Origin of the sequence: Lelliottia nimipressuralis (genome assembly GCF_004402045.1) — a bacterium.
Taxonomy (GTDB): domain Bacteria; phylum Pseudomonadota; class Gammaproteobacteria; order Enterobacterales; family Enterobacteriaceae; genus Enterobacter; species Enterobacter chinensis.
Genome location: NZ_SOMG01000030.1, coordinates 502355 through 517051, shown reverse-complemented (window position 1 = coordinate 517051; position 14697 = coordinate 502355). Strand labels below are relative to the sequence as shown.

The following is a 14697-nucleotide window of genomic DNA, read 5'->3' as shown; positions in this document are numbered from 1 at the left end:
CAACAACAGGAATCACCCATGAGCAAAGTATTAGTTTTGAAATCCAGTATTCTGGCAGGGTACTCTCAGTCTGGTCAGCTGTCTGACTACTTCGTTGAACAGTGGCGTGAACAGCATTCTGCTGACGAAATCACCGTGCGTGACCTGGCTGCAAACCCGATTCCTGTGCTGGATGGCGAGCTGGTTGGCGCGCTGCGCCCAAGCGATGCACCACTGTCTCCACGTCAGCAGGAAGCTCTGGCGCTCTCCGACGAGCTGATTGCCGAGCTGCAGGCGCACGACGTTATCGTCATCAACGCCCCAATGTACAACTTCAACATCCCTACCCAGCTGAAGAACTACTTCGACCTGGTAGCCCGCGCTGGCGTAACCTTCCGTTACACCGAGAACGGCCCTGAAGGTCTGGTAAAAGGCAAACGCGCCATCGTGCTGACCAGCCGTGGCGGTATCCATAAAGATACCCCAACCGACCTGGTTGCGCCGTACCTGAGCCTGTTCCTGGGCTTCATCGGTATCACTGACGTGAACTTCGTGTTCGCTGAAGGTATCGCTTACGGTCCGGAAGTGGCGACTAAAGCGCAGACTGACGCGAAAGCCGCCATCGACAGCCTGGTCGCAGCGTAAGATTTCGCCCTCTCACCGCCAGGTGGGAGGGTTTTTCTTTTCCCCGCATTTCGTTATCATCCGCTCCCACTCTCCAGCCGGGCGGCCTGATGTCTGCGATTATTGATTCTTTTATTGCTCCACCGTGTCACGACGACATTGAGATCCTCTGGCAGGATGAACATCTGCTGCTGATCAATAAGCCTTCCGGTCTGCTCAGCCTCTCGGGCAAAAATCCGCAAAACCTCGATTCGGTCCACTATCGTCTGGTCCAGACCTTCCCCGGCTGCACGCTGGTACACCGTCTGGATTTTGGCACGTCCGGGCTGATGGTGGTTGCGCGCAATAAGGCCATCAACGCCGCGCTCTGCCAGCAGTTCAGCCAGCGCAGCGTGGAGAAAGGTTACAGCGCCCTGCTTTGCGGACATGTGGAAAACGATGAGGGGGTTATCGACGCGCCGATTGCCAAAGATCCGGCGCTGTTCCCGCTGATGTCGATCTGCGCCATCAGCGGAAAGCCGGCACGCTCCCGCTACCGGGTGGTGGAACGTTTTTATCAGGGTATGGAACTGCCGTTAACGCGGGTGATGCTTACCCCGGAGACCGGGCGAACCCATCAGCTGCGTATTCACTGCCAGCAGCTGGGGCACCCTATTCTGGGCTGCGATCTGTATGGCGGTCTTGAAGTGCCGGGGGCGGAAGACGCGCCCCGGCTGATGCTGCATGCCAGCGAGTTGAATTTTATTCATCCCGTGAGCGGAGAGCCGGTTAACGCCCGTCACGCCGCCCCGTTCTGAAGCCGATTTACCACATCAAATCGTCCGGGATTTTGAAGTCCGCGTACGGATCGTCTTCGTCCTGCTCTTCCTGGCTGAGCGCGCTGTTCAATACAATGCTGTCGGCATCGCGCTGGGCAATTTTATCGGCAACCACCGCCGGGATAATCGCGTATTCGCTGTCGCCGCTGGCGTTGATGACCAGACGGGCAATCGCCAGACGGCCGTTAATCAGCTGAGCCTGGGTTTGCTTGTCGACCTCGATTTTTTTGATCAGATTACCGTCGGTGAAGTTAAAGGTGATGTTGCCTCTTGAAACGGTGATGCGGTTCATCTCAATGAGCTGCTTCACCTGTGCTTTAAACTCTTTCGCCAGCACGGCCTGCTTCTGCTGCTCGCTCAGCTGCTTGTCACGCTCGATCTGCGCTTTCTTGTTCTCTTCTACCGCTTCCCGAGCTTCACGAGCCTGAACGCGTGATTTCTTTGCCGTGCGCTGAACTTTCGCCGCTTTTTTGCTGCTGACCAGGCCCGCTTTCAGCATCTGCTCTTGTAAGGTGAGTTTTGTCATGATCGTTTCTAAACCGGTTGGAAATTTTGGGGATTATAGCGGGAATTGAACGGAAATAAAAAATCCCTCTCCCCCGCAGCCGGTTAACGACGAGGGCAAAGTGCATATCACAGACATATTGCGAGCTTCGCCCGGCGGCGCTGCGCTTGCACGGGCCTACAAACGACGCTGAACCGTAGGCCGGGTAAGCGCAGCGCCACCCGGCATGAAGGCAGCGACACCTCGAGCATTACACTTCATGAAGTTCGCTCATGTTGCAGTGAAATTAAGTCACTTCCCCTGCGCCGCGGGCTCAGGCATAAATTATGCATTGGTAACTTCTTAGCAACATGAACTTAGGATGCATAACCACAATGAGCAAAGCTTTCACATATACCCTTAAGCGCAGTTGCTTCGATGAGAATTACAACCCGTCAGAAAATACGCGTACAACCACCAACTTTGCCAACCTGGCGCGTGGGGAAAAGCGTCAGGAAAACCTGCGCAACACGCTGGTGATGATCAACAACCGCTTTAACGCCTTAGCGCGCTGGGATAACCCTAACGCCGATCGCTACGCGGTTGAGCTTGAAATCATCTCAGTCGATTTGAATATTGGCGTGGAAAAACCGTTCCCGGCCATCGAGATATTGCAAACGTATATTGTCGACAAAAAAAATAACCAGCGTATTCCAGGTATCGTCGGGAATAACTTCTCGTCTTACGTGCGGGATTACGATTTCAGCGTGCTGCTGCTGGAGCACAACAAGAACCAGCAACGCTTCAGCATTCCGGAAAAATTTGGCGAACTGCACGGCAATATTTTCCGTCACTTTGTGAAGTCACCTGAATACAAAGAGAACTTCAGAAAAGCACCGGTGATCTGTCTGAGCGTTTCCAGCAAGGATACCTATCGCCGCACGGGCAACGAGCACCCCATTCTGGGCATTGAGTATCAACCGGAGGGTGAGTCCTTAACGGAGCAGTACTTCGCGAAGATGGGCCTGAGCGTGCGCTATTTCATGCCGGAGAACAGCGTGGCGCCTTTCGCGTTCTTCTTTACCGGGGATTTACTGAGTGATTACACCGATCTGGAACTGATCGGTACCATCAGCACGATGGAAACGTTCCAGAAAATTTATCGTCCGGAGATTTATAACGCTAACTCGGCAGCGGGACTGTGCTATCGACCGGATCTGAACCAGCAGGATCACTCATTAACAAAAATTGTTTATGACCGTGAAGAGCGAAGCCGCCTGGCGATTGAACAGGGTCGATTTACAGAAACGTATTTCATTAAGCCCTACAAACATATTCTTGAGCAGTGGTCTGATAACTACACGCTTTAATTCATCAAAAAAGGTCTTTTATTATGAAAACATTGCTCCCGACTTCTACGGCTGGCAGCCTGCCTAAGCCGACCTGGCTTGCACAACCTGAAACGCTCTGGTCCCCCTGGAAATTACAGGATCAGGAATTACTGGCAGGTAAACAGGATGCGCTGCGCCTGTCCCTGGATGAGCAGATCCGTGCGGGTATCGATATCGTCAGCGACGGGGAACAGACCCGCCAGCATTTCGTCACGACGTTTATTGAACACCTGAGCGGCGTTGATTTTGAGAACCGCCAGACGGTGCGCATTCGTAACCGCTATGACGCCAGCGTGCCGACCGTGGTCTCTGCCGTCGCAAGGCAGAAACCGGTCTTCGTGGACGATGCAAAATACTTACGCCAGCTCACGGATAAGCCGATCAAATGGGCACTGCCGGGCCCGATGACCATGATCGACACCCTTTACGACGCGCACTATAAAAGCCGCGAAAAGCTGGCCTGGGAATTCGCCAAAATCCTCAATCAGGAAGCGCGTGAGTTAGAGGCCGCAGGTGTCGATATTATCCAGTTTGATGAACCGGCGTTTAACGTCTTTTTTGACGAGGTCAACGACTGGGGCATCGCCGCGCTGGAGCGCGCCATCGAAGGGCTGAAATGCGAAACCGCGGTACACATCTGCTACGGATACGGCATCAAGGCCAATACCGACTGGAAAAAGACGCTCGGCTCAGAGTGGCGCCAGTACGAAGAGGCCTTCCCTAAGCTGCAGACCTCTAACATCGACATCATCTCCCTGGAGTGCCACAACTCCCGCGTGCCGATGGATCTGCTGGAGCTGATCCGCGGTAAAAAAGTGATGGTCGGCGCGATCGACGTGGCAACCAACGCCGTTGAAACGCCGGAGGAAGTGGCCGATACGCTGCGTAAAGCGCTGCAGTTTGTCGATGCCGACAAGCTTTATCCGTCAACCAACTGCGGCATGGCTCCACTTTCTCGTCAGGTTGCCAACGGCAAGCTGAAAGCGCTCAGCGCCGGTGCAGAGATTATCCGCAAAGAGCTCGGCGCGTAATTCTTTACGTTTGCCAGTAAAGCGGCGTACCAAAGCGCTCGACGTAATAATCAATCACCGCCCTGACGTTCAGGGGCGGATGTCGGGCATCTGGATAGATCGCCGCGATAGCCTGCTGTTCCGTATTAATGGCGCACTCCAGCGCGGGCAGGAGCGGAATCAGCTCACCGCGCTGGAGCTGCTCGCTCACCAGCCAGTCCGGAAACAGCACAATACCCATCCCGCCCAGCGCCGCTGCCAGTAACGCTTCCGCATTATTCGAAGTCATCAATGGCGTAACGGGATAGTGTGTCCACGCCTCGCCCTCCCTGCGCAACAGCCAGCGGTTAGGTCCTGACGATCCGCGATAGACAAGACAGTGATGACGGTTCAGATCGTCCGGCCCTTCAGGTGCACCGTACTTACGCACATACTCTGGCGACGCGGCCAGGTGATACACCTGCTGCCCGAACACCCGCGCGTGAAAGGAGGAGTCCGTCAGCACGCCAATCCGGAAGATAACGTCGGCGGCATCGCGGTGCGGGTCGATAAAATCATCGGTCAACGTCAGCTCTACGCTGAGGCGAGGATAACGTTCCGACAGGCCGGGAAGTCCGGGGGCAATGTGCTTCTGGCCGAAAAACACCGGTCCGTTAATGCGGATTGTACCGGACGGCTCCACCGCACGCGCGTCCAGCTCTCGTCGCGCCTCTTCCAGGTTTTCCGTCATCGAACGGGCATAGCGAATAAAAAGATGACCGCTTTCCGTGGGGATGACGGCCCGCGTGTTGCGGTAGAAAAGCTGCTGCCCGAGCGCGTCCTCAAGCTGGTGGATCACGCGCGATATCTGCGAGGCCGATATTCCCTGCCGCCGCGCCACGACGGAGAAGTTCTGTGCTTCATACACGTCAATAAAGATCAGCAACGCGCGGATGTTGATATTGCTAGCGTCAACCATTGATGCATATCCTGCAAAGGTGTTTCCAGCATTATGGCATTTTTCTCACTGAGCTACCGACGTAATCTTCTTCGCCTGAAAACGGAGGAAGAAGAATGCAGTTTGTTTTGATTTTACTGGTGATTGCCGGCGGGATGGGTCTTTCCGTCGAGGCGGGGTTGCTGGGGCCGCTAGGCAGCGAAGTTGGGGATTTATGGGCCACGTTCAGCATCTTCGGCGTGGGTGCTGCGCTGACGTTTCTGCTGATGCTATTTTTTAGTCCGCGAAACAGCCCGTCATTTTTTTCACAGCCGTCATGGCAACTGCTCGGCGGCGTGCTTGGCCCTGTTTACGTGGTCATTCTGACCGTGGCGACACCCGCCATCGGCATCGCCCTGACGATGATTGGCATTCTGGCGGGTCAGGTCTTTAAAAGCCTGATCATTGACCACTATGGTCTGCTGGGTACACCGCACAGGAGGATAAACGCGAAGCGCATTATCGCGCTGGGATTCATCATTGCGGCACTGGTTCTGGTCGCACAGGGGTAACGTATGACACTGATTATGATTCTTCTGGCCGTTTGCGGCGGCGCGACGCTGAGCATTCAGGCCGCAATCAACGGACAGCTTGGCAGCAACGTCGGCGTTTTTAAAAGCGCGTTCCTGACGTTTTCCGTCGGCGCCCTGGTAACCGCCCTGCTCATTTTCTTCTTTGAGCCTAAGCAGGCTGTCACGCTTCTGGACGTGCCGAAATGGCAGCTCCTCGGCGCGATGTTTGGCGTGCCCTATATCGTGATAATGGTGCTCGCGGTGCAGCGTATCGGCACCGCCGTCGCCACGGTAGCGGTCATCTTTGGTCAGCTCACCATGAGCATGCTGATTGATAACTTTGGCTGGCTGGGGAATACGGCCATTCCCTTTTCGATGAGCCGCCTGGGCGCGGTGGTCTGTCTGGGTATTGCCCTGTACTTCATCTACTCCAGCAGCAAAACCGGGAGCCTCCGCGACTAAACTCACGTCCTACGGGTAAAGAACAGCGTCACCGTGGCGACGGTGACGCCAAATTTCTTCATCTCGGTTTTATTAAACAGATGGGTCTCATCCTGCAGGTACATCCAGTCGTCAAACTTCAGTAGCCAGGTGCTCCCGTTGGCTTTTACGTTCATGCTGTAATGCCAGTTAAAGGCGTTGCCCGCTGCCTGCCCCGTGGCAACCCCTTCAATATCCCCCGCCGTTCCCTCGTAGCGATCGTTCCCCACGCGACGGATATGCCATACCCGCTGCTGCTTCTCGCCGTCGTCGTAGACAAAGTGTTCATTGAGCGTCAGCGTATCGCCGATAACGTCCCCGGCAATCTCAACGTGGAAGCGACGGATCTGCTTCCCGCTACGATCCTGCACCATCCCCCACGCTTCGGTTTTGCCCTGGAAATAGTGGAAGATATCCAGCCGCGGCTGCTGCTGGCGATACTCGGCCACCTCCGTGCTACAGCCCGCCAGCAGCATCGTGAATGCCAGCGCCACCATCAGGATACGTTTCATTTTTGGCCTCCGATTAACTGCTGGCGCAGCTCAGGATATTGCGTGCGAGGATCGAGCCAGATGGCCAGAAAACGGGTGCTGAACGCTTCCGACTGGCGTGCTCCGAGTGGAATAAAGGATGTTTGCGCCGCTGACGCGCGGTACCAGAACTGCCCCTGCTTATCGTTGAGAACAAACGCCAGCTGCGAGCCCGGTCGGACATCCGGCCACAGCGACTGGAGCATCCGCAGCCAGGCTTCGCTTTGCGGTTCCTGGGCCAGGATCCCCTGCGCCTGCCACTGGTCGCGGGTCGCCTCGACCAGTTCATCGCGACCGATGTCGCGCGCATAGGTAATAATCAGCGCCTGTTCCTGCTCCTCTCGGCTGTAACGGCCATCCGGAGTGCGCAGCTGGGAGGTATAGACGGTGAAAGGTCCCCAGGTGAGCGTGGCGTCGCCCACTTTACGCCAGGCCAGCCAGTCGGCCGCCTGGGCTGCGGGGGTGACGATCGTTAACCAAAGCAGCAGAACCGCAGCTCTCATTTTTGACTCCCCATCAGCAGGTGGAAAAACAGCATCAACACCAGCCACCCCGGCGCCATCCAGCTGACGACGATAAAGGTCGGTTCCAGAAACGTGATAGCGCCCAGGCGCTCGCCGAACAGGTAAGCCACCGGACCCCCAACCGCGGCCAGCAGGGTCAGCAGCCAGCCGGGCAACGTTGTAGTGCGCGTCAGCTGTGTCCAGACCGTGGCAAACATCAGCCACAATGCCACCATCCATAAAGGCATCAGGGACTCACCCGTGAAGGCAATGAGCCCGGTCAGGGCCCAGAGCGCGTCCAGCATGCTGCCCGCCGCCGCCAGCCCAATGGCGTAAAACCGGTATGCTGGCGGTAACAGCAGGCACGCCAGGACCGCCAGCGCGAGCCAGATAATCAGGCCTTGCTCGCGAAAGAGCACCACCAGCGCCCAGTAAAGATCGAACGCGACGGCCAGCAGGAAGACCTGAAGGTAACGCCTCATACGCGCTCGGCGGTGAGCTGCACCACGCTAATGGTGCGGGCGTTAAACCCGGCTTCGCAGTAGCCAAAGTAATACAGCCACATCCGGCGGAACCGTTCATCGAAGCCAAGCTTTTCAATCTCCTGCCAGGCATGGACAAAGCGTTGGCGCCAGTGGGCCAGCGTGCGGGCATAGTCCGGCCCCATGTCGAAGAGATTGCGCACCACGAAGTCGGTGTGGCGCGTCATCAGCTCATTCATTGCGGTAATGCTCGGCAAAAAACCGCCGGGGAAAATGTAGCGCTGGATAAAATCGACGCTTTTGCTGTAGTCGCGATAGCGCTGATCCTGAATGGTGATGGCCTGAATCGCCATGCGTCCTCCCGGACGCAGCCGCGCCTGGCAGGTGCGGAAGAACACCGGCAGATAGCGCTTACCTACGGCCTCAATCATCTCTATCGAGACCAGCTTATCGTACTGACCGGTGAGATCGCGATAGTCGCAGAGCAGCACCTCAACCCGATCCTGCAGCCCGGCGCGGGCGATCCGCTCTGTCGCCCAGACGTATTGCTCCTGCGAAAGCGTGGTGGTGGTCACCCGGCAGCCATAATGGCGGGCTGCGTATTCCGCCATCGCGCCCCAGCCGGTGCCAATTTCCAGCAGGTGGTCACCCGGGCGCAGCGCCAGCTGTTCGCACAGACGCGCCATTTTGGCCTGCTGAGCCGCCGTGAGATCCTGCTCGTCAGCGTTAAACAGCGCGCTGGAGTAAAGCAGCTCCTTATCCAGAAAATGGCTATAAAAGGTGTTGCCCAAATCGTAATGGGCCGCAATATTTTCCCGCGCCTGCACGCGGGAGTTGCGCCGCGTCCAGTGGCGTAACCGTTCAAGCGGCCTGCCGAGCAGATGGAATCCTTTTTCCAGACGGCCAAGTACCTCGCCGTTGAGCGCCAGCAGTTCCAGAAGCGGCGTGAGATGCGCGGTTTCCCATTCGCCGTCTATCCAGGCTTCTGCCGCGGCAAGGCTCCCGCCCGTTAAGACGCGCCAGTAGACGCCGGGCGTGAGGATCTGCACGTCGGCATGCAGCGCGGAGGATGTCTCGCCAAAATGAAAGGTCTGCGCCCCTTCCCGCAGCGTGAGCGAGCCGCCGCGGATGCCGCTTAACAGCCTGAAAAGCAGCCAGCGCGCGATGCGGACGTTGCGCGGGATATCGGGTTCTAGCGCAAAGACGGGATCGGTCATGAGCGTTCACTCCTGCTGACGGGATGGTTATACAGCGGCACGCGCTTGAGCCACAGGCGCAGCGCCTGCCAGTAAATGGCGAAAACGGTTTTCAGGGTCATCAGCGGGATGCGCAGCAGCAGCGAGCGCAGCGCCGGACGGGTCAGAGGCGCCCGGCGCAGCGCCAGCGTGGCGTCAAACACCTTCGCTTCCTGGTGATTTTCAATGTGCATATGCAGGGTGTTATCCGGGTTGTTGAAGCGCCAGTGGTAAATCATGTCCATCGGGTTGAAGGGGGAAACGTGAAACGCTTTTTCCGTGGGCTGCGCATCCTGCCCGTTGACGGCATAGTAATGACGTTCATTCCACGGTGTGTTGCGGACCTCAGCCAGCACCCAACGCAGGATTCCCTTCCCGTCATAGCAGTAGTAAAAGTTGACCGGATTAAAATGCAGCCCGAAATAGCGCAGCTGCGTCAGGAGCATAACCCGCCCGTCCGGACGTTCGCCGGTCAGGCTCTCCAGCCTGCTCAGCGCGTTCTCCTTAAGCGGCGTGCCGAGGGGATAGTCCGCATCATGGAACGAGGCGGCGGCAAAGCGATTGCGCCGCACGCCGACGGACGCCAGCTGCGGCAGTTCATCCAGATCCAGCCAGGCCATAAAGACGCTGTAGCTAAATTCATGGGTTTTCGGATGAAGGCGACGGTGGCGTAAGACGCCGTGATAGAGGCAGCTGTTCATGTCAGTTCCCCTCTCCGGCCGCTATCGCATTGACCACGTCCAGCGCGCTGCGCACGCCATCTTCATGAAAACCGTTGTACCACCAGGCCCCGCAGAACCAGCTCCGCCGCTGGCCGTTGATCTCGCCGCGGCGCGCCTGCGCCTGCCAGCTTTGCGGGTTAAACAGCGGATGTTCATAAACAAAGCGTTGCCAGACGAAGCGTTCGTCCACCGGCGTGTCCGGATTGAGGGTAACGCAGAACAGCGGACTGCCCGCAGGCAGCCCCTGCAGAATGTTCATGTTGTAGGTGACGCAGGCGCTGGCCTGCTCCCGATCGCTGAGGCGGTAGTTCCAGCTGGCCCACGCCCGCTGGCGCACCGGCAGCCAGCGCGGATCGCTGTGCAACACCACCTCGTTGCGCTGCCAGCCGATATCGCCCAGCACCTCGCGTTCTGCCTGCGTCGGATTGTCAAGCATGGCCAGCGCCTGGGCCGAGTGGCAGGCAAAAATCACCTGATCGAAGGTATGGGTGGCGTCGTCAAACAGGAGAGTGACACCATCCGCATGGCGTTTCACACGCTGAACCGGCGCGTTCAGGTGTAGCGTCAGACGGTCACCCAGTTTATCCAGCATCGCGCGGATATACTCCCGCGAGCCGCCCGGGACGACGTACCACTGCGGGCGATGGGTGATATCCAGCAGGCCGTGATGGTGAAAGAAGCGTAAAAAGAGCGGCAGCGGGAAACGCTTCATCTCCTGCAGCGAGGATGACCAGATGGCGGCCCCCATCGGCAGAATATAGTGTCGCGCGAAAAACGACGTGAAGCCGTGCTGCTGCAGAAACGTCTGCAGCGTGGCGTTGGGGTCAACCTCGGCGTCCAGCGCCACTTTCGCCAGACGATTGAAGCGAACAATCTCGCCCAGCAGCCGCCAGAATGTCGGATTCACCAGGTTTCGACGCTGGGCAAACAGCGATGTCAGGGTGTGCCCGTTGTACTCAAGCCCCGTCGCCGGGTTGTGCACCGAAAAGCTCATCTGCGTTTTTTGCCCGCTGATGCCCAGCTCGCTGAGCAGGCCCATAAAACGCGGATAGGTGCGATCGTTGTAGACGATAAACCCGGTATCGATCGCATATGTGCCCTGCGGCGTCGTCACGTCAACCGTTGCGGTATGCCCGCCGGGCGTAGCTCCCGCTTCAAACAGGGTCACCTGGTGGTGCCCGGCCAGCCGCCAGGCGCAGGTCAGCCCGGCGATGCCGCTGCCGATAATCGCAATCTTCATGAACGCACCATCCTGCGCAGCAGCGCGCGCTGCAAAAACGCGGGTAGCCTGGAGAGCAGCCGCAAAATGAAGCCAAACCCGGCGGGAAACGCGATATGCATTTTCCCTGCCGCCAGTCCGGTCCGGATCGCCTTCACCGCCTCGTCGACGCTCACCCTGCCCGGCATGGCAAAATCGTTTTTGCGCGTCAGGGGCGTGTCAACAAAGCCCGGCGAGACAACCGTGACGGTAATCCCTTTTGGCTCCCAGTCCAGGCGCAGGCTCTCGGCAAACCAGCTCAGCGCCGCCTTGGACGCGCCGTAGGCCTCCGCGCGGGGAAAAGGCAGCCAGTGGGCCATCGAACTCACCAGGACCACGCGGTTGCCCGCAACCAGCTGCGGCTGTAGCGCCTCAAGGCAATTCACCGGACCGAGGAAATTTGTTGCCATCACCCGCTCCACCAGCGCCGCGTCCACCACGCCCTGTTCGAGGTATTCGCAGGTCCCGGCGCAGAGAATTATCAGATCGGCGTAGCTGCCGGTCAGAGCCTGGCGACAGGCATCCCTGTCTGTCATATCGAACAGGCGAACGGTGAGATTGGGGCAGGTTTGATGCAGTGCTTCCAGGCGCACAGGATCTCGCCCGCAGGCGATCACATGGTAGCCGTCAGCGGAATAGGATTTCGCCAGACCGGCACCGATGCCCGAGCTTGCGCCAGTAATCAGAACCGTCTTCATGATTTCACCCTCCGCTTAACGCCCCGTACCGCCCAGCCAAGCAGAGGAAGGTGTTCGTAGATCATCTCTCCCGCATCGTAGTAGTCGCGCTGGCGTGTGATGAGATCGTTTTCCGTCTCCACCACGGAACACCCCGGCAGTTCGAGCGGCTCTCCCCCGGCAATGCGCGGGTGCGACCAGTGCATCATCCAGGTCACAACAAAACGGCTTTCGCTGCACAACGGCGGATCGATGGTAAAACGGCAATGCTCAACGTTGGCCAGCAGATGGATGAAGTAGCGCTGAAGCGCGAAAATTCCGTCATGCTCGCCAAACGGATCGATAAGCGTGGCATTTGAATGATAAAGCCCCACCAGCGCAGACGGCGGCTGGCTATCCAGTGCGGCGTAGTACTCAACAAACCGACTCACGACAGAGGGCAAAGTGCTCATGGGTCACATCCTGGCTGTAAACAACGTGGCGTAATCGCATAATTAAAACTTACACAGTTCACGTTATTTGTCCAAGTTTGTAGTGATCTATTTTTTATTTTAGATATATATCAATAAGTTGATAACAAACCAAAAAATGGGTTTTGTGGACGGGGTAAGGTGTCGCCGTCAGTCGGCTTTAACTTTCAGGTTATCCTTAAGGCAAACTCACCGGACATCTTCCAGGCTTATCCTTTTTAATTCATAAGGATGCCTGACATGAAACGCTTCTTTCTCTCGCTTTTCTCCAGCCCCGAATCTTTGCTCCAGGTAATGAGCCAGCAGGAAATGATTGAAGCCGTCGAAGATGGCGATCGCATCATCATCGACCAGGACGGGAACGCCTCGGTGAACTACAAAAGCAACGAGGTGCGGCAGGATTTTCTGCGTCACGTCGACACGCTGAAGAGGGCCTGATATGGGAACGGCGATATTTATGGTGCTGATGGTATGCGGGTACTGGTACACCAGCCGCGACCTGTCGACCCGCTTTAAAATCAAGCGATCCTTCGGCTGGGATGTGTATTTTCTGGTTGCGCTGTATGGCTGTATTTTCGTTCTGCAGGGCGTGATTGCCACGGGGCTGCTCTGGTTGCTGCTGCTCGCCCTGTCCGCCGCCAACAACGCTTTCCACTTTGCCTCACCGAAATATACCGACTGGCAAATCGACTTTATGAACTGGAGTTTTTTAGGCATTCAGGCACCGGTGGTCGTTATGCTGGCGTTTGCCATCCTGTTTTGCCTCTACCGCTCTAACTGGGCAGGTAGCGCAAGGCTGGACGGTGAAAGCCGGAAAAAGCTCTACAAACGCCTTGCCCAGTCGAGCGGGATAGAACAACTGCTGTACCAGTGTATGGAGCAAGGCGAGCTGGCGCAGGTCACGCTCCGGTCGAGGCGGATATACATCGGCATGATCCACACCGCGACGCTGGAATATGAAAAAACGGCCAATATTGTGCTGATCCCGATGTTAAGCGGGTACAGAGATGAAAAGACGATGGATCTGCGCATCGAGAATAATTACAGCAGGTGGTATGCGGAGCATGACATTACGCTCGACTCAGAACCCCGCAGCGCAATGTCATTCCGCAAGGTGATTTTACTCAATCAAATTGAGAGCCTGTCATTGTTCGACCCCGCCAGCGCCAGTGCGCTGTCGCTGGCACAGCGGGATGCGCGCGCTTTTTCTAAAGAGACATCCCCATAATCCTGAGTATGCTCTGCTGAGAAGCGGTTTCGAAAAGCACGTTCTTAAGGCAGAGCATGCCCTGCTTTTGGTAGAAGCGGTACGCTCCCGCGTTCTGCTCAAGCACTTCCAGCCAGAGATAGTCTTTCCCTCTGTTCTGGGCCATGTCGATGATTTCGTTGAACATGACCTGACCATAATTCTTGCCGGTCTCAGCAGGATCAAGGTAGAGCTTGTTCAGAAGCACACCCTGCTTATCCGTTTCTGGAATCATGGCCTCCCAGGTCACTTTCATGAACCCCACGGGCCGATCGGTCTCGGCAACATACCAGGAAACAGCGTTATCTTTCAGGCTCTGTTCAAGTACAGAAAGCGCGTACTCGCCGTGCAGAAAATCCTTCATCTCTGCGTCTGACACCCACAGATGCTGAAAATGGGCGGGGTAAATGCGATATCCCAGCTCGCTTAAAAGCGTTGAATCGGCTCCGGTGGCCTGTCGAATTCGAAGAGACATGGAGGGTATCCTTACTAACCCGCTTTACGTGTGATGCCGCGCGAAACGAGAAAGCCAAAAAACAGTTAAATTCTTGCGACATATATTATTGCGGTGAACAACGTTAAGTACAGCCGCGTGTTATGGATCTCGCTCTGACACACCAAAACGGGTGGGTGAACATTCTTATCAGATCGCGTTAGTCTTGCTGTGATGAATGGAAGATCGGGACTCGCGATTAGAACGTATGGAAATTATTTTGATGCGGCATGGAGAACCCCATTACAGGGGTGCGCCAAAAGTCTCATGCAGGGAAATAGCGGAGTGGATCGACAGCTATAACCTCTCTTCAACGGGCAGCGACAGGCCGCCTGAAATGGCTCAAATCCAGGCGTACCGAGCGCTCGCTTTCCTCAGCAGCCCTCTCCCGAGAGCCCTGTCATCGTTAAAAACACTGGGGTGTGAACCGGGCGTAATTGATGATGTATTTCGGGAAGCGGAGTTGCCGGTATTTCGTATCCCAGGGTTACGGTTATCGCCTTTTTCCTGGGCGGCGCTATTTCGTATACTTTGGCTCTGCGGCCTGCCAGGTGAGGCAGAGTCTGTAAACGTCGCCAAAAAACGCGCCGTTAAGGCGGCGGAGATCCTTGTGACGGTAGCCAGGCACGCCGACGGTCCCGTCCTGCTCATGGGGCACGGGATCATGAACCGGTTTATTGCAAAAGCGCTGATGGCATCAGGCTGGAAAGAAGAGAGTCGCCCGGGTAAGGGGTACTGGGGTGCGGGGGTTTACAGTCTGTAATAGACTGTCGCGTATTCCAGCCATTTAACATGATGCAACGCCCC

Annotated in this window: 20 protein-coding genes; 9 read left to right on the top strand and 11 right to left on the bottom strand. The window is 56.7% G+C overall.

Annotation, left to right across the window (positions count from 1 at the left end):
* The first annotated feature begins 18 nt into the window (after positions 1–18).
* Positions 19–624, top strand: a complete 606-nt coding sequence (gene azoR / locus E3U32_RS20195) for an FMN-dependent NADH-azoreductase (protein WP_008502313.1) — start codon at positions 19–21, stop codon at positions 622–624.
* Between the two features lie 89 nt (positions 625–713).
* Entirely contained in the window at positions 714–1400 is a 687-nt protein-coding gene (locus E3U32_RS20190; protein WP_134350204.1) for an RluA family pseudouridine synthase, read from the top strand.
* Between the two features lie 7 nt (positions 1401–1407).
* Here the strand turns inward: E3U32_RS20190 and E3U32_RS20185 are convergent, their stop codons facing one another.
* Positions 1408–1947, bottom strand: coding sequence for a DUF2058 domain-containing protein (locus E3U32_RS20185; RefSeq protein WP_134350203.1), 540 nt, complete (start codon positions 1945–1947; stop codon positions 1408–1410).
* Between the two features lie 353 nt (positions 1948–2300).
* On the opposite strand from E3U32_RS20185, the gene E3U32_RS20180 reads away from it, so the two are divergent.
* Entirely contained in the window at positions 2301–3275 is a 975-nt protein-coding gene (locus E3U32_RS20180; RefSeq protein WP_134350202.1) for a DUF1852 domain-containing protein, read from the top strand.
* A gap of 23 nt (positions 3276–3298) precedes the next feature.
* A complete protein-coding gene (locus E3U32_RS20175) occupies positions 3299–4327 on the top strand; it encodes a methionine synthase (RefSeq protein WP_023311627.1) in 1029 nt (342 codons plus the stop codon).
* 4 nt (positions 4328–4331) lie between these two features.
* On the opposite strand, the gene E3U32_RS20170 is transcribed toward E3U32_RS20175, so the two are convergent.
* Positions 4332–5264: a LysR family transcriptional regulator gene (locus E3U32_RS20170; protein WP_134350201.1), complete on the bottom strand. Its 933-nt coding sequence runs from the start codon at positions 5262–5264 to the stop codon at positions 4332–4334.
* A gap of 95 nt (positions 5265–5359) precedes the next feature.
* Here E3U32_RS20170 and E3U32_RS20165 point away from each other — a divergent pair, with 95 nt between their 5' ends.
* On the top strand, positions 5360–5794 hold the full coding sequence (locus E3U32_RS20165; protein ID WP_134350200.1) for a DMT family transporter: 435 nt from the start codon (positions 5360–5362) through the stop codon (positions 5792–5794).
* Positions 5795–5797: 3 nt separating this feature from the next.
* A complete protein-coding gene (locus E3U32_RS20160; RefSeq protein WP_134350199.1) occupies positions 5798–6256 on the top strand; it encodes a DMT family transporter in 459 nt (152 codons plus the stop codon).
* A 2-nt stretch (positions 6257–6258) separates the two neighbouring features.
* On the opposite strand, the gene E3U32_RS20155 is transcribed toward E3U32_RS20160, so the two are convergent.
* From E3U32_RS20155 to E3U32_RS20120, 8 genes are read right to left on the bottom strand one after another with little or no spacing between them, the layout of a single operon-like run.
* Entirely contained in the window at positions 6259–6786 is a 528-nt protein-coding gene (locus tag E3U32_RS20155; protein ID WP_134350198.1) for a DUF3833 domain-containing protein, read from the bottom strand.
* Positions 6783–7307, bottom strand: coding sequence for a hypothetical protein (locus tag E3U32_RS20150; protein WP_134350197.1), 525 nt, complete (start codon positions 7305–7307; stop codon positions 6783–6785). The genes E3U32_RS20155 and E3U32_RS20150 overlap by 4 nt, the downstream gene beginning before the upstream one ends.
* A complete protein-coding gene (locus tag E3U32_RS20145; protein WP_134350196.1) occupies positions 7304–7789 on the bottom strand; it encodes a DUF2878 domain-containing protein in 486 nt (161 codons plus the stop codon). The genes E3U32_RS20150 and E3U32_RS20145 overlap by 4 nt, the downstream gene beginning before the upstream one ends.
* On the bottom strand, positions 7786–9006 hold the full coding sequence (locus E3U32_RS20140; protein WP_134350195.1) for an SAM-dependent methyltransferase: 1221 nt from the start codon (positions 9004–9006) through the stop codon (positions 7786–7788). The genes E3U32_RS20145 and E3U32_RS20140 overlap by 4 nt, the downstream gene beginning before the upstream one ends.
* Positions 9003–9725 carry a DUF1365 domain-containing protein gene (locus tag E3U32_RS20135; RefSeq protein WP_134350194.1) on the bottom strand — a complete coding sequence of 241 codons (723 nt, stop codon included), beginning with the start codon at positions 9723–9725 and terminating at the stop codon, positions 9003–9005. Before E3U32_RS20135 ends, E3U32_RS20140 begins: the two co-directional genes overlap by 4 nt.
* A gap of 1 nt (position 9726) precedes the next feature.
* A complete protein-coding gene (locus E3U32_RS20130) occupies positions 9727–10986 on the bottom strand; it encodes an NAD(P)/FAD-dependent oxidoreductase (protein WP_134350193.1) in 1260 nt (419 codons plus the stop codon).
* On the bottom strand, positions 10983–11702 hold the full coding sequence (locus tag E3U32_RS20125; protein WP_134350192.1) for an SDR family NAD(P)-dependent oxidoreductase: 720 nt from the start codon (positions 11700–11702) through the stop codon (positions 10983–10985). Before E3U32_RS20125 ends, E3U32_RS20130 begins: the two co-directional genes overlap by 4 nt.
* Entirely contained in the window at positions 11699–12133 is a 435-nt protein-coding gene (locus E3U32_RS20120; RefSeq protein WP_134350191.1) for a nuclear transport factor 2 family protein, read from the bottom strand. The genes E3U32_RS20125 and E3U32_RS20120 overlap by 4 nt, the downstream gene beginning before the upstream one ends.
* Before the next feature lie 258 nt (positions 12134–12391).
* On the opposite strand from E3U32_RS20120, the gene E3U32_RS20115 reads away from it, so the two are divergent.
* Positions 12392–12589, top strand: a complete 198-nt coding sequence (locus E3U32_RS20115) for a hypothetical protein (RefSeq protein ID WP_134350190.1) — start codon at positions 12392–12394, stop codon at positions 12587–12589.
* Between the two features lies 1 nt (position 12590).
* Positions 12591–13379: a hypothetical protein gene (locus tag E3U32_RS20110; RefSeq protein WP_134350189.1), complete on the top strand. Its 789-nt coding sequence runs from the start codon at positions 12591–12593 to the stop codon at positions 13377–13379.
* Here E3U32_RS20110 and E3U32_RS20105 read toward each other — a convergent pair.
* On the bottom strand, positions 13360–13872 hold the full coding sequence (locus E3U32_RS20105; RefSeq protein WP_134350188.1) for a GNAT family N-acetyltransferase: 513 nt from the start codon (positions 13870–13872) through the stop codon (positions 13360–13362). The two genes, E3U32_RS20110 and E3U32_RS20105, sit on opposite strands and share 20 nt — an antisense overlap.
* Before the next feature lie 196 nt (positions 13873–14068).
* On the opposite strand from E3U32_RS20105, the gene E3U32_RS20100 reads away from it, so the two are divergent.
* The gene (locus E3U32_RS20100) at positions 14069–14653 is read left to right on the top strand and encodes a histidine phosphatase family protein (RefSeq protein ID WP_353620397.1); all 585 of its coding nucleotides are present in this window, start codon (positions 14069–14071) and stop codon (positions 14651–14653) included.
* Positions 14654–14697: the final 44 nt, after the last annotated feature.

Bases quoted from the DNA above. Each gene is read 5' to 3' on its own strand.
- azoR (WP_008502313.1), top strand. From the start codon at position 19: ATGAGCAAAGTATTAGTTTTGAAATCCAGTATTCTGGCAGGGTACTCT.
- E3U32_RS20190 (WP_134350204.1), top strand. From the start codon at position 714: ATGTCTGCGATTATTGATTCTTTTATTGCTCCACCGTGTCACGACGAC.
- E3U32_RS20185 (WP_134350203.1), bottom strand. From the start codon at position 1,947: ATGACAAAACTCACCTTACAAGAGCAGATGCTGAAAGCGGGCCTGGTC.
- E3U32_RS20180 (WP_134350202.1), top strand. From the start codon at position 2,301: ATGAGCAAAGCTTTCACATATACCCTTAAGCGCAGTTGCTTCGATGAG.
- E3U32_RS20175 (WP_023311627.1), top strand. From the start codon at position 3,299: ATGAAAACATTGCTCCCGACTTCTACGGCTGGCAGCCTGCCTAAGCCG.
- E3U32_RS20170 (WP_134350201.1), bottom strand. From the start codon at position 5,264: ATGGTTGACGCTAGCAATATCAACATCCGCGCGTTGCTGATCTTTATT.
- E3U32_RS20165 (WP_134350200.1), top strand. From the start codon at position 5,360: ATGCAGTTTGTTTTGATTTTACTGGTGATTGCCGGCGGGATGGGTCTT.
- E3U32_RS20160 (WP_134350199.1), top strand. From the start codon at position 5,798: ATGACACTGATTATGATTCTTCTGGCCGTTTGCGGCGGCGCGACGCTG.
- E3U32_RS20155 (WP_134350198.1), bottom strand. From the start codon at position 6,786: ATGAAACGTATCCTGATGGTGGCGCTGGCATTCACGATGCTGCTGGCG.
- E3U32_RS20150 (WP_134350197.1), bottom strand. From the start codon at position 7,307: ATGAGAGCTGCGGTTCTGCTGCTTTGGTTAACGATCGTCACCCCCGCA.
- E3U32_RS20145 (WP_134350196.1), bottom strand. From the start codon at position 7,789: ATGAGGCGTTACCTTCAGGTCTTCCTGCTGGCCGTCGCGTTCGATCTT.
- E3U32_RS20140 (WP_134350195.1), bottom strand. From the start codon at position 9,006: ATGACCGATCCCGTCTTTGCGCTAGAACCCGATATCCCGCGCAACGTC.
- E3U32_RS20135 (WP_134350194.1), bottom strand. From the start codon at position 9,725: ATGAACAGCTGCCTCTATCACGGCGTCTTACGCCACCGTCGCCTTCAT.
- E3U32_RS20130 (WP_134350193.1), bottom strand. From the start codon at position 10,986: ATGAAGATTGCGATTATCGGCAGCGGCATCGCCGGGCTGACCTGCGCC.
- E3U32_RS20125 (WP_134350192.1), bottom strand. From the start codon at position 11,702: ATGAAGACGGTTCTGATTACTGGCGCAAGCTCGGGCATCGGTGCCGGT.
- E3U32_RS20120 (WP_134350191.1), bottom strand. From the start codon at position 12,133: ATGAGCACTTTGCCCTCTGTCGTGAGTCGGTTTGTTGAGTACTACGCC.
- E3U32_RS20115 (WP_134350190.1), top strand. From the start codon at position 12,392: ATGAAACGCTTCTTTCTCTCGCTTTTCTCCAGCCCCGAATCTTTGCTC.
- E3U32_RS20110 (WP_134350189.1), top strand. From the start codon at position 12,591: ATGGGAACGGCGATATTTATGGTGCTGATGGTATGCGGGTACTGGTAC.
- E3U32_RS20105 (WP_134350188.1), bottom strand. From the start codon at position 13,872: ATGTCTCTTCGAATTCGACAGGCCACCGGAGCCGATTCAACGCTTTTA.
- E3U32_RS20100 (WP_353620397.1), top strand. From the start codon at position 14,069: ATGGAAGATCGGGACTCGCGATTAGAACGTATGGAAATTATTTTGATG.